The sequence below is a fragment of the Pseudomonas sp. 13159349 genome, from assembly GCF_013305685.1.
Taxonomy (GTDB): Bacteria; Pseudomonadota; Gammaproteobacteria; order Pseudomonadales; family Pseudomonadaceae; genus Aquipseudomonas; species Aquipseudomonas asiatica.
Genome location: NZ_CP045553.1, coordinates 994,402 through 1,006,399 on the forward strand (window position 1 = coordinate 994,402; position 11,998 = coordinate 1,006,399).

The 11,998-nt window shown below is 61.5% G+C and carries 12 protein-coding genes and 2 pseudogenes; 10 read left to right on the forward strand and 4 right to left on the reverse strand.

Annotated elements, in window-relative coordinates:
• Positions 1-165: 165 nt before the first annotated feature.
• From GEV38_RS04600 to GEV38_RS04615, 4 genes are all read left to right on the forward strand, one after another.
• Complete coding sequence (locus GEV38_RS04600) at positions 166-444, forward strand: AbrB/MazE/SpoVT family DNA-binding domain-containing protein (protein ID WP_003259615.1); 279 nt, start codon at positions 166-168, stop codon at positions 442-444.
• Entirely contained in the window at positions 441-788 is a 348-nt protein-coding gene (locus GEV38_RS04605) for a type II toxin-antitoxin system ChpB family toxin (RefSeq protein WP_015268962.1), read from the forward strand. The genes GEV38_RS04600 and GEV38_RS04605 overlap by 4 nt, the downstream gene beginning before the upstream one ends.
• A gap of 18 nt (positions 789-806) precedes the next feature.
• Complete coding sequence (locus GEV38_RS04610) at positions 807-1,451, forward strand: MBL fold metallo-hydrolase (protein WP_013970945.1); 645 nt, start codon at positions 807-809, stop codon at positions 1,449-1,451.
• Positions 1,452-1,559: 108 nt separating this feature from the next.
• The gene (locus GEV38_RS04615) at positions 1,560-2,270 is read left to right on the forward strand and encodes an OmpA family protein (RefSeq protein WP_015268963.1); all 711 of its coding nucleotides are present in this window, start codon (positions 1,560-1,562) and stop codon (positions 2,268-2,270) included.
• 135 nt (positions 2,271-2,405) lie between these two features.
• On the opposite strand, the gene pta is transcribed toward GEV38_RS04615, so the two are convergent.
• Both pta and GEV38_RS04625 read right to left on the reverse strand, forming a co-directional pair.
• Positions 2,406-4,493, reverse strand: a complete 2,088-nt coding sequence (gene pta / locus GEV38_RS04620; RefSeq protein WP_015268964.1) for a phosphate acetyltransferase — start codon at positions 4,491-4,493, stop codon at positions 2,406-2,408.
• Between the two features lie 31 nt (positions 4,494-4,524).
• Complete coding sequence (locus tag GEV38_RS04625; RefSeq protein WP_015268965.1) at positions 4,525-4,827, reverse strand: DUF3565 domain-containing protein; 303 nt, start codon at positions 4,825-4,827, stop codon at positions 4,525-4,527.
• Here GEV38_RS04625 and GEV38_RS04630 point away from each other — a divergent pair.
• Together GEV38_RS04630 and GEV38_RS04635 are read left to right on the forward strand one after the other, a co-directional pair.
• The gene (locus GEV38_RS04630; RefSeq protein ID WP_003259610.1) at positions 4,826-5,311 is read left to right on the forward strand and encodes a peptidylprolyl isomerase; all 486 of its coding nucleotides are present in this window, start codon (positions 4,826-4,828) and stop codon (positions 5,309-5,311) included. The two genes, GEV38_RS04625 and GEV38_RS04630, sit on opposite strands and share 2 nt — an antisense overlap.
• 144 nt (positions 5,312-5,455) lie before the next feature.
• Positions 5,456-5,938: a glutathione peroxidase gene (locus GEV38_RS04635; RefSeq protein ID WP_015268966.1), complete on the forward strand. Its 483-nt coding sequence runs from the start codon at positions 5,456-5,458 to the stop codon at positions 5,936-5,938.
• Between the two features lie 128 nt (positions 5,939-6,066).
• On the opposite strand, the gene GEV38_RS04640 is transcribed toward GEV38_RS04635, so the two are convergent.
• Positions 6,067-7,257, reverse strand: a complete 1,191-nt coding sequence (locus GEV38_RS04640; protein ID WP_015268967.1) for a glycosyltransferase family 1 protein — start codon at positions 7,255-7,257, stop codon at positions 6,067-6,069.
• Between the two features lie 302 nt (positions 7,258-7,559).
• On the opposite strand from GEV38_RS04640, the pseudogene GEV38_RS27980 reads away from it, so the two are divergent.
• From GEV38_RS27980 to GEV38_RS04655, 4 genes and pseudogenes are all read left to right on the forward strand, one after another.
• Positions 7,560-8,159: pseudogene (locus GEV38_RS27980) on the forward strand (PAS domain-containing protein); the annotation flags it as partial.
• Between the two features lie 228 nt (positions 8,160-8,387).
• Positions 8,388-8,747: pseudogene (locus tag GEV38_RS27985) on the forward strand (methyl-accepting chemotaxis protein); the annotation flags it as partial.
• Positions 8,748-8,973: 226 nt separating this feature from the next.
• Positions 8,974-10,320: a DUF6861 domain-containing protein gene (locus GEV38_RS04650; protein ID WP_054572343.1), complete on the forward strand. Its 1,347-nt coding sequence runs from the start codon at positions 8,974-8,976 to the stop codon at positions 10,318-10,320.
• Between the two features lie 18 nt (positions 10,321-10,338).
• Positions 10,339-10,956, forward strand: coding sequence for a GAD-like domain-containing protein (locus GEV38_RS04655; protein ID WP_015268970.1), 618 nt, complete (start codon positions 10,339-10,341; stop codon positions 10,954-10,956).
• Positions 10,957-11,001: 45 nt separating this feature from the next.
• Here GEV38_RS04655 and cysZ read toward each other — a convergent pair whose 3' ends face one another.
• Positions 11,002-11,730 (reverse strand): sulfate transporter CysZ, encoded by a 729-nt coding sequence (gene cysZ, locus GEV38_RS04660; protein ID WP_015268971.1) that lies wholly within the window; start codon positions 11,728-11,730, stop codon positions 11,002-11,004.
• Between the last annotated feature and the right edge of the window lie 268 nt (positions 11,731-11,998).

The window sequence follows — 11,998 nt, forward strand, 5'->3', positions numbered from 1 at the left end:
TGACAAGGATTGCGTTTCAAATTTTTGCAGCTGGAAGGTAGGTTCACAAGGTGATGTAGGGCATTTCCTTCTTGAGGTTGCAGGGCTTTTGTCCATACCGGGCAAATGACAGTGTAGATACGACGTCTCTACATTTCGCTTGCAATCATTTGGAGGGTTTCTACTATGTATCTACCTTGGGAGATACTCATGCAGATCAAGATTCAACAGTGGGGTAACAGCGCCGCGATTCGCTTGCCGGCTGCAGTGCTCAAGCAGATGCGTCTCGGAGTCGGCTCTACCTTGAGCCTGGACACCGCGGGTGAGACCATGGTGCTCAAACCCGTCAGGTCGAAACCCAAATACACCCTTGAAGAGCTGATGGCTCAGTGCGACCTGGATGCACCGGAGCCAGAGGACATGGCCGACTGGAACGCGATGCCACCAGTAGGGCGTGAAGTGTGAAACGGGTGAAGTTCGCCAGGGGCGATATCGTCCGCATCAATCTCGATCCGACTGTTGGACGGGAGCAGCAGGGTGCTGGGCGACCTGCGCTGGTGCTCACTCCCGCTGCGTTCAATGCGTCAGGCCTGGCTGTGGTAGTGCCGATCACCCAAGGTGGCGATTTTGCCAGGCATGCGGGTTTCGCCGTCACGCTCAGCGGTGCGGGTACGCAGACTCAGGGCGTGATGCTCTGCAATCAGGTGCGCACAGTCGACCTTGAAGCCAGATTTGCCAAACGCATAGAGTCGGTACCCGAGGTCGTCATCCTTGATGCACTGGCTCGCGTACAGACCCTCTTCGATTAACCGGTTCCCGTATTCCCTATGCAGAATCCATCGTCAGCGCTCATCCGCGAAACCTTCCCCGTAGGCCCCCTGCAGTGCAACTGCACCCTGATCGGCGACCCGCTGACCAAAAAGGCCATCGTCGTCGACCCGGGCGGTGACCCGGACAAGATCCTGGCCCGCCTGCAGGCCCACGGGCTGACGCTGGTGAGCATCATCCACACCCACGCGCACTTCGATCACTTCCTCGCCTCGGGCAAGCTCAAGGAGCTGACCGGCGCCACGCTGCACTTGCACAAGGACGACCAGTCGCTGTGGGACAACCTGGAAATGCAGTGCCAGATGTTCGGCGTGCCCTACACTCCGGTACCCGCGCCAGACCGCTGGCTGGGGGATGACGAGGAGCTGGCCTGTGGATGTGGCGTGGCCCTGCATACGCCAGGCCACACGCCAGGCTCGATGAGTTTCTGGTTTGCCGACGCCAAGCTGCTGATCGCCGGCGATACCCTGTTCCGCCGGGGCATTGGCCGTACCGATTTGTGGGGTGGCGACCAGCGGGCCATCGTCCGTTCCATCAGGGAGCGGCTGTACCGGCTGGACGAAGAGGCCATCGTGGTGACCGGCCACGGGCCTGATACCCGCCTGGGCGACGAAATGCGCGAGAACCCCTTTGTGCGTGCCTGATGGCACATGAAGGCACTTTCACGGAATTTTTCGGCGCCGATGCAATCCAAGGCTGGCATAGATCCCTTTATGATCTGTCGCATTCATGAATTCAGTAGGAGCTTGTCCATGTTCACCATGCGTCGTCTGATTATCGTCGCAACCGCCGCTGCCCTGATGACCGGCTGTGCCGGCCAGAACCCTTATGACAGCCAAGGGCAGGCGCAGGGCTCCACCGGGATGAGCAAAACTGCCAAATACGGCGGCCTGGGCGCGCTGGCCGGTGCTATCGCCGGTGCCGCCATCGACCACAACAACCGTGGCAAGGGCGCACTGATCGGCGCTGCTGCCGTGGGTGCCGCTGCAGCCGGTTATGGCTACTACGCCGACAAGCAGGAAGCCGAATTGCGCGCGCAAATGGCCAATACCGGTGTGGAAGTTCAGCGCCAGGGTGACCAGATCAAGCTGATCATGCCGGGCAACATCACCTTCGCAACCGACTCGGCCAACATCGCGCCAAGCTTCTACTCGCCGCTGAACAACCTGGCTGGCTCGTTCAAGCAGTTCAACCAGAACACCATCGAAGTGGTCGGCTTCACCGACAGCACTGGCAGCCGCCAGCACAACATGGACCTGTCCCAGCGCCGTGCGCAGGCGGTCAGCACCTACCTGACCTCGCAGGGTGTGGATGCCTCGCGTATCACTGTACGTGGCATGGGCCCGGACCAGCCGATCGCCAGCAACGCCGACGCCAATGGCCGTGCGCAGAACCGCCGTGTGGAAGTGAACCTGAAGCCGATTCCGGGTCAGCAGTATGACCAGGGGCAGGTTCAGCAGTAAGGCATCAACCCTGGTGCCGCTTTGCGGCCCATCGCCGGCAAGCCAGCTCCCACAGGTACTGCACAAGGCTCAAGGGCTATGCAAATCCTGTGGGAGCTGGCTTGCCGGCGATGGGCTGCAAAGCAGCACCAGCTTTTAACCCCCCACGCTGGCCTGGATCGCCGTCAGGGCAATGGTATGCACGATATCGTCAACCTGAGCCCCGCGCGGCAAGTCGTTCACCGGTTTGCGCAACCCTTGCAGCATCGGCCCCAGGCTGACCCCGTCGGTGCTGCGTTGCACCGCCTTGTGGGTCGTGTTGCCGGTATTCAGGTCAGGGAACACGAATACCGTCGCCCGCCCGGCTACCGGGCTGCCCGGCGCCAGCTCCCGTGCAATCGCCGGGTTGGCCGCCGCGTCATACTGCAACGGCCCGTCGATCAGCAGCTCCTGCGCCGCGCCCTGTGCCAGGCGGGTCGCTTCGCGTACTTTCTCGACTTCCTCGTCGCTGGCCGAATCGCTTGAATAACTGATCATCGCCACCCGTGGCGCGATGCCGAAGGCCTGCGCCGATTCGGCACTCTGCCGGGCGATCTCGGCCAGTTCGACAGCACTCGGGTGTGGGTTCATCACGCAGTCGCCGTACACCAGCACCTGCTCGGGGAACAGCATGAAGAACACCGACGACACCAGGCTCGAGCCCGGTGCGGTCTTGATCAGTTGCAGTGCCGGGCGGATGGTGTTGGCGGTGGAGTGCACCAGGCCCGAGACCAGGCCGTCCACTTCGTCCAGAGCCAGCATCATGGTACCGATCACCACCGGATCCTCCAGTTGCTGCTCGGCCATTGGTGCATTGAGGTTCTTGCTCTTGCGCAGCTCGACCATCGGTTCCACATAGCGCCCGCGAATCAGCTCTGGGTCGAGAATCTCCAGGCCCGGTGGCAAGGTGATGCCCTGGGCTCGGGCCACCGCGTCGACATCCTCAGGCTTGGCCAGCAGCACGCAGCGGGCAATGCCGCGAGCCTGACAGATGGCTGCTGCCTGAACGAGCAGAGGCTCGGCACCCTCCGGCAGGACGATGCGCTTGTTCGCCTGCTGTGCCCGCTGGATCAACTGGTAGCGGAACACGGCTGGCGACAGGCGCAATTCACGCGGGGTGCCGCAACGCTGGTGCAGCCAAGCGGCGTCGAGATGGCTGGCGACGAAGTCGGTGATGAATTCGGCGCGCTCGCGGTCGTCCACCGGGATTTCGCGGTTCAGCGAGTTGAGCTGGTTGGCAGTGTCGTACGAGCCGGTACTGACCGAGAGGATCGGCAGGCCGGCCTGCAGGGCACCTCGGCACAGACCAAGGATACGCGCGTCAGGTTTGCTGTCGCTGGTCAGCAGCAGGCCGGCCAGCGGGACGCCGTTGATCGCCGCCAGGCTGACGGCGAGGATGATGTCGTCGCGGTCGCCCGGGGTCACCACCAGGGTACCCGAGGTGAGCAGTGGCACCGTGTTGGCAACGGTACGCGCGCAGATGATGATCTTGCTCATGCGCCGCTGTTCATAGTCGCCGGCATTGAGCACCTGGGCACCGAGCAGGTCGGCCACATCGCGGGTGCGCGGGGCGTTCAGTTCAGGCTGGTAGGGGATGCAGCCCAGCAGGCGGAAGTCGTTACCGCGCAGTAGTGGCGAGTGCTCGCGCAGGCGGGTGGAAAAGTCCGCCATGCTTTCGTCGGTGCGCACCTTGTTGAGGATTACCCCGAGCACCTTCGGGTCGCGCGGGCCGCCGAACAGCTGGGCCTGCAGTTCGACCCGGCCGGACAACTCGCTGAGCACTTCGTTTTCCGGCGCCGATACCAGTATCACCTCGGCATCCAGGCTCTTGGCCAGGTGCAGGTTGACCCGCGCCGCATAGCTGGCGTGGCGCGTGGGCACCATGCCTTCGACCACCACCACGTCGTTGCCGATGCAGGCTTGCTGGTAAAGGCGGATGATTTCTTCGAGCAACTCGTCCAGCTGGCCATCGCCCAGCATGCGCTCGACATGGGACAGGCTCAGCGGCACAGGGGGCTTGATGCCGTGGGTACGGGCAACCAGCTCGGTGGAGCGCTCGGGGCCGGTGTCACCCGGGTGAGGCTGGGCGATCGGCTTGAAGAAGCCGACCTTCAGGCCGGCCCGCTCCAGGGTGCGCACCAGACCCAGGCTGATGGAAGTCAGGCCGACACCGAAATCGGTCGGCGCAATGAAAAATGTCTGCATGCGTGCTTCTCGAAATAAGCGGTGCAAGAAATTAACGGCCAAGGGTAGCGCTATCGGCCCCTTGTGCGCACCAGCCGCAAGCGAAAGGCTGGCCGATGCGCTGCGCGCGTTGGGCCGGGTCGAGCACCCAGGGGCGCGCCTGCCACGGCGGCTGGTGGCGCAGGTGCTGGGTGTGGCCGCAGGACAGCTCGGCCACCCAGTGGCCCTCTTCGTCCTGGTGGAAGCCGGTGATCCGACTGATGGGCCGTTGCTCGTCCGCGGTGCGTTCGCAATCGGGCGATGGCTTGGTTACACTTGTCCGCTCTACATACTTTTGCAAAAGGTCTTGCCCCATGCTGATCGCCGCCAACAAGGCTGTCTCCATCGACTATACCCTGACCAACGACGCCGGGGAGACCATCGACAGCTCCGCCGGCGGTGCACCGCTGGTTTACCTGCACGGTGCCGGCAACATCATCCCGGGCCTGGAAAAAGCCCTGGAAGGCAAGCAGGCCGGTGACGAGCTGAACGTTTCCATCGAGCCGGAAGATGCCTACGGCGAATACCTGGCCGAGCTGGTCAGCACCCTGAACCGCAGCCTGTTCGAAGGTGTCGACGAACTGGAAGTGGGCATGCAGTTCCACGCTTCGGCGCCGGATGGCCAGATGCAGATCGTCACCATCCGCGACATCGACGGCGACGACGTGACTGTCGACGGCAACCACCCGCTGGCCGGCCAGCGTCTGACCTTCCAGGTCAAGGTGGTCAACGTTCGTGATGCCAGCGACGAAGAAATCGCTCACCGCCACATCCACGGTGAAGGTGGCCATCACCACTGATTTTCTGCGCTAAGCTCAGAAAGTCGCCAGGCGCTCGGGCAAGCCGATTTGCCTTCCTACGGGAGGTGGACGGTTTGGACGAGCGCCTTTTTAGTGGGCGTAATTCGCCTGCGCGGCAACCGGGAACCTGAGAGGGGATTCATCATGAGTGCATTTCACGACCTGAAACTGGACGCGTTGAACGGCGGGGAGCTGCCCCTCGCACCGTTCAAGGGCCAAGTGGTGCTGGTGGTCAACGTTGCCTCCAAGTGTGGTCTCACGCCGCAATACAAGGCCCTGGAGAACCTCTACCAGAATTACAAGGACAAGGGCTTCAACGTGCTTGGCCTGCCGTGCAACCAGTTTGCCGGGCAGGAGCCTGGCAGCGAAAAGGAAATCCAGGAGTTCTGCAGCCTCAACTACGGGGTGAGCTTCCCGCTGGGTGCCAAGCTGGAGGTCAACGGGCCGCAGCGCCATTCGCTGTACCGCCTGCTGGCGGGTGAGGGGGCAGAGTTCCCGGGCGACATTACCTGGAACTTCGAGAAGTTCCTGGTGGGCAAGGACGGGCGGGTGCTGGCGCGTTTTTCGCCGCGCACTGCGCCGGATGATCCTGCGGTGGTGCAGGCTATCGAGAAAGCCTTGGCCTGAAGCGCCTGACGCGGTCCCTGTAGGAGCGGCCTAGTGCCGCGAATGGGCCGCAGCGCGGCCCACGATGGCTGCCATGATGCCGAATGCCTGGGGCCGCTTCGCGGCCCATTCGCGGCACAAGGCCGCTCCTACACAGATCGCGTAGCACCCAGCCTCGAAGCTGGCGAGGTCGCAGCCTGGTTCCGGGCTGCATGCAGATACCCCTCAAACTGCTCGACAATCCCTGGCCATCCTTGGTGGCTGGCATGCTTTCGCGCATTCAGGCGCACCCGCCGTAACGTCTCTTCCTCCTCCAGCAGCCAGCAGGCTGCATCGATGAACGCCGCCTGATCCCCCGGCATGGCCAGCGCACCGCTATGGCCATGGCGAATATGCTGCGCGGCGGCCGCCTCGTCATAGGCGACCACCGCCAACCCGGAGGCCATGGCTTCGAGCACCACATTGCCAAAGGTTTCGGTCAGGCTCGGAAACAGGAACAGGTCACCGCTGGCATAGTGTTCGGCCAGCACCTCGCCACGCTGGGCGCCGCAGAACATGGCATCCGGTACCTGCTGTTCGAGGGCGGCACGCTGCGGGCCGTCACCGACCATGATCAGGCGCAGACGTTTGTGTGGATAAGCTTTCTGCAGGGCCTCCAGGCTTGGGCGCAGCAAGCCCAGGTTCTTTTCTGCCGCCAGCCGCCCCACATGCAGCACGGCGATATCATCCGGGCCGAGCCCCCAGCTTTCCCGTAATGCGGGGTTGCGCCGGGCCGGGTTGAACAGGCAGGCATCGACCCCCCGGGCCAGTAGCTCCAGGCGTTCGAAGCCACGGCGTTCGAGCTCCAGGCGCTGGCTGAGGCTGGGTACCAGGGTGATCGCCGTGCGCCGATGGAACCAGCGCAGGTAGTTGGTGAGCAGGCGCGTCAGCAGGCCCAGCCCGTACTGGCCGGAATACTGCGGGAAGTTGGTGTGGAAGCCACTGACCACCGCAACCCCGAGGCGCCGGGCCGCGCGCAGTGCACTGAGCCCAAGCGGCCCCTCGGTGGCGATGTACAGCACATCCGGGCGCTGTCGACGCCAGCGGCGCAACAGCTTGTGCATCGATACCTCGCCCCACTGCAAGCCCGGGTAGCCAGGCAGTGGCCAGCCACGGCACAGCATCAGGTTCGGGTCGCTGTGCCGCGGTGCTTCTCCGGCCTGGCGTGGGCGCACCACTTCGATCTCATGGCCGCGTTGGCGCAACCCCTCGCTGAGGCGGCCAAGGGTGTTGGCCACGCCGTTGATCTCGGGTGGGAAGGTTTCGCTGACCAGGGAAATGCGTAGGGCGGGTGTATTCATGACAAAAAGTGTCCGCCTGCTGGATTGCGCCAATGTGACTGTCATGTGACGTACAGATGACGCCTGATCGCCGACGCTTTTCGCCTTGTGAATTTTTCCTTGCATGGGTGCTCAAGAGGGGGCATCGGCAGCCGATGAAGATGCATTCGACAATGCGCTCCAGGAGAGCGGTGATGTTCAACAACAAGCTCAAGCAAGAAATACGGCAGCTGCGCGAAGACCTGATGTCCATCGAGCAGGTCAAGAGTAGCCTCGACAGCGAGATGCTGGTACTGCAACTCGACCCACAGGGGCGGATCGAGATGGTCAACGGCAACTTCGAGAGCGAGATGCTCTACCGTGCCGAACAATTGCTTGGGCGCAACATCGAGGACATCGTCCCCGCCCATGTGAAGACGCTGGATTTCTACCAGCGCATGAAGGGCGCAATCAGCCGCGGTGAACACCTGAACGGTGCATTCCGCCTGCTGCGTGGCAATGGCCAGGAAGCCTGGTTACGGTCCATCCTGCAGCCGGTCAAGAACAGCGAGGGGCGCATCAAGTATTTCACGCTGCATTCCAGCGACCTTACCCGCACCATCGAGACCTCCCGCGAGCACGAAAGCCTGATCAAGGCCCTGATGCGCTCCACCGCGGTGATCGAGTTCGATCTCGATGGCACCATCCTCACTGCCAACGACCGGTTCCTGGGCGCTGTCGGTTACCGCCTGGAGCAGATCCGGGGCAAGCATCACCGCATCTTCTGCGAGCCGGAGGAGGCCAACTCGGCCGGCTACCAGGCGTTCTGGGACAAGCTGCGCCGTGGCGAGTACGTTGCCGACCGCTTCAAGCGTATCGATGCCCACGGCCGGGTGGTCTGGCTGGAAGCTTCATACAACCCGATTTTCGATGCCCATGACGTGCTGTACAAGGTGGTGAAGTTCGCCACCGTCATCACCGATCAGGTCAACCAGGAGCAGGCGGTGGCCGAGGCGGCGGATGTCGCCTACAACACCTCGCTGGGTACCGATGCCAGTGCCCGCAAGGCCACCGATGTGGTCACCCAGAGCGTCAGCGTGATGCGCGGGCTGGAAGCGTCGATGCAAGAGGCGGCAGAGGGTATCCAGGCACTGGATACCCAGTCGCGGGTGATCGGCTCGATCATCAAGACCATCAGCGACATTGCCGGGCAGACCAACCTGCTGGCGCTGAACGCGGCCATCGAAGCGGCCCGCGCTGGCGAACAAGGGCGTGGGTTTGCCGTGGTTGCCGATGAAGTGCGCCAACTGGCCTCGCGCACCAGCACCGCCACCGAGGAAATCGCCCGCGTGGTACAGCAGAACGAGCAACTGGCCCAAGCGGCAGTGGCGATCATCGACACCAGCAAGCGCCAGGCCGAGCAGGGCCTGGCACTGGCGGACGAGACAGGGAGCGTGATCGTCGAGATTCAGGATGGTGCGAAGCGGGTGGTGGATGTGGTGGGGCAGTTTTCCAGCCAGTTGAGTCTTTGATATGGCCTGAGGTTTGTAGCGCCTATGCAGTCGAGCCCCCGCCCAGATGGGGCTCGATCTCAGGCACGACAAAGATCCCCAACCTTGTCCATGGTGCCGGCTGAACAGCTCAACTTCGCTGAACCTGCTGTAAAAGAAGTCGCATTTTCCTACAACTGACTCAGAAACCTCCGATCCGAATCCATGATGGGATTTCCCCCTGCCCACGCTGTCAGGGAGACACCTCATGTACCTGGATTACCTCGTGCCCTCCTGGCACGAGATCGAGTCACGTGTCATCGCCCTGGTGGGCTACCAAAGCGGTGGCCAGTTCCGCACCAGCCTCAATGAAGAGGTCGCCTCGCTAGGCCTCAACCTGCGCCGGATCGAAGCTGTCCGCACCGCCTTCTACCACGCCGAATGGCAGGCGGCGCACATGCTGCGCCAGCGCTTCGCCGACCTCGACATCAACAGCATCGTCGACGAACTGCTGATGGTCGCGCGGCAGATGGCGATGATCGTCGCCGGCAGCACCATTACCGGTGGCCTGCTTGGCGCGGGGGTTGGCGCATTCGCCGGCGGCGCCGGAACCATTCCGTTTGCCGGCGCGGGCGCGGCCATGGGCCTCAAGGTCAGTGGCTGGATCCTCGGCGCGCTAGGGCTGGCTTCCATCGCCGAGTTCTTCATCGAGGGCTTGCCGCGTATCGGCGAGTACTACGTCGACGGCATTCGCTTCGCCTGGGAAGGCACCTGCGGCAATGAAGGCACGGGCCCGCTCTGCCGGGACGACCCCTATGCGATATCCCGGGCCACGCATCAGATTGCCCAAGGCCATGTGGAAGTCGTGCTGCTGTTGTTGGGCGCGATCGTGTCGTACCTCACCCGCGGCCGCGGCGATGCCCGGGTGCTGGCCCAGGAGATGGCGGCCAGCCGCAAAGGTGCGCGGCTGGGGCAATGGATGCTCAAGCATGAAGAGGGCTTGAAGAAACGGCCAGACCTGCAGGTGCCGGAGCGGCGCAAGGGGGCGGTGGGTGAGCCGCAGCCGATGCAGCCTGATCGGCCGGCAGGGAAAGACAAGGAGCCCTCGACAGGGAAGCCCGGTAGCATGCCGCTGCATACCGTGGCGTGCTTCAAGGCAGACAAATTGCCACCCGCCAAGCATGGCGAGTTTGAACGGCAGCTGAAGGGGCAGCAGGATGGGTTGAATCGGCTGACGGTTGAAGAGTTTCTCGAAAATATCGCTAATCCGGCCAAGCGAGATCCGCGCATTGCAAAAATAGCGAGAAAGGAACTTTATGATAAGTTGCAGGAGAGGATTCAGAGGGATCTGATGAAAACTATGAGTGCCATTGAAGCTAGAAAGCTCTCGGTGAAGCAAGCAAAGGAAACCATGTCATCTCTCGCAGCTTTGCATAATCCTGACTTGATCGCCGGTGGACGGGATACTATTTCTGACTTTGGCGACAGGCAAGTTAACTCGAGCATAGGCCCACAATGGAAAAGCAGAGTTTATGGTTTGAAAGCTGCTGCCGAGAAAGCTTCAAGATCGGGTGTGGGGTCAGGCCTGTTAAATGTAAAACTGCATAAATGCTAGTTGCTTGAGGGTTTCGCCGTGGATGAGATTTTTTCCCTGTTTGTAGAGCAAGTTGGTGAGCCGTTTTTTCGACAGGAGGTTCCTCTCTCAAGTCTGGATCGATACAGAGGGATCTTGCCGAACAAATTGTTAGAGTATTGGTGTGAGCACGGTTGGTGCGGATATGGTGACGGGATATTTTGGACTGTCAATCCCCAGGAATATGAAGAGGTAACTGCCTCGCTTATCGAAGGCACAATATTGGAGAGGCGGGATAGATACCACCTGATCGCTCGCGGTGCATTTGGTGACCTGTATCTCTTTGGGGAGCAAACGGGTTTCTCAGTAAAGATTTTGGCTCATATTTCACGATATAGGGGAAGTGAATATGAGTTGACGGCGGCGGATATGGACAGGGAAGTGCAAGGTTTCTTCCTTGGGAAAGAGAAGGCGTCTGTTGACTTTGATGGCATGTTCGAGCCAGCAAAGAAAAAACTGGGCATGCTAAAGCATGATGAAATGTATGGGTTCGTTCCAGCCCTGGCGTTCGGCGGCTCAAGCGACCTTGCTAACCTTGAGAAGGTTAAGGCAGTGGAGCATCTAATACTGCTTTCTCAGATTGCCACCCTCGAGCCCTACAGTTTCTCCGACTTTTGAAAATGCAATCCACAAAAAGGGGCTGCCCTGCAGCCCCTCGCCCCTTCAGTTCCGCTCCCGCACCCAGAACAACGTAGCCCCGGCCACCGCCGCCGGCATCATCAGCACGTTCACCAGCGGGATCATCAACGCCAGGTAGGTAATGCCGCCAAAGCCCAGACTCTGCCAGCGTTTCTGGCGCAGCCAGGCGAGCATGTCCTGCCAGCTCATTTTGTTGTTGTCCGCCGGGTAGTCGATGTACTGGATAGCCATCATCCACACCCCGAAGATCAGCCAAAGCGGCGCCGCCACCACGTTGACCACCGGGATCAGCGACAGGATGAACAGGCCGATGGCCCGCGGCAGGAAGTAGCCCAGCTTGCGCATTTCACGGCCGAAGGTACGTGGCACCATGGCCACCAGTTCGCCCCAGCTGAACGCGGGGAAATTGTCCTCGCCACGCACCACAACCTCGACCTTTTCCGCCAGAAAGCCATTGAACGGCGCGGCGATGATGTTGGCCACCAGGGTGAATGTGAAGAACACCATCAGCACCACCAGGGCGACGAACAGCGGCCAGAGGATGTAGGTGAGAAAGCTCAGCCAGCTCGGCAAGCTCGGCATCAGGGCGTCCACCCACAGGCTGAATTGGTGGCCGGCGAAGTAGATCAGACCGCCAAACAGCAGCAGGTTGACCGCCAGCGGCAGCAGCACGAACAACCGCAGATTGGGGCTCAGCACCAGTTTCAGGCCTTCGCGCAGGTACTGGGGGCCAGAGAGTACAGGGGCTTGCATCGAGAGACTCCGCAGAGAAGGAAAACGCGCTGACCTTACCGAGTTTGCCGCGCCGACGAAAGGCGGGCAGCGGGCGGGAAACGGGCTGTAACAAAAGCAGCAGGGCTTGGCTATCGATCAAATCGCTGAATAGACGATGGCTATGAGGTGGATTGTCGAAGGATATTTCCTTAATCTTTGCGACCTCGCTACAGTGCGCTCACTTTCCGCTTTATGGGCCTGCGCGTTGTAGCCTTCCCCAAGTGCTGCGTGGGTCCTTTTTAATTTC

Coding starts and splice junctions, on each gene's coding strand:
- GEV38_RS04600 (WP_003259615.1), top strand. CDS start 166: ATGTATCTACCTTGGGAGATACTCATGCAGATCAAGATTCAACAGTGG.
- GEV38_RS04610 (WP_013970945.1), top strand. CDS start 807: ATGCAGAATCCATCGTCAGCGCTCATCCGCGAAACCTTCCCCGTAGGC.
- GEV38_RS04615 (WP_015268963.1), top strand. CDS start 1,560: ATGTTCACCATGCGTCGTCTGATTATCGTCGCAACCGCCGCTGCCCTG.
- pta (WP_015268964.1), bottom strand. CDS start 4,493: ATGCAGACATTTTTCATTGCGCCGACCGATTTCGGTGTCGGCCTGACT.
- GEV38_RS04630 (WP_003259610.1), top strand. CDS start 4,826: ATGCTGATCGCCGCCAACAAGGCTGTCTCCATCGACTATACCCTGACC.
- GEV38_RS04625 (WP_015268965.1), bottom strand. CDS start 4,827: ATGGGGCAAGACCTTTTGCAAAAGTATGTAGAGCGGACAAGTGTAACC.
- GEV38_RS04635 (WP_015268966.1), top strand. CDS start 5,456: ATGAGTGCATTTCACGACCTGAAACTGGACGCGTTGAACGGCGGGGAG.
- GEV38_RS04640 (WP_015268967.1), bottom strand. CDS start 7,257: ATGAATACACCCGCCCTACGCATTTCCCTGGTCAGCGAAACCTTCCCA.
- GEV38_RS04650 (WP_054572343.1), top strand. CDS start 8,974: ATGTACCTGGATTACCTCGTGCCCTCCTGGCACGAGATCGAGTCACGT.
- cysZ (WP_015268971.1), bottom strand. CDS start 11,730: ATGCAAGCCCCTGTACTCTCTGGCCCCCAGTACCTGCGCGAAGGCCTG.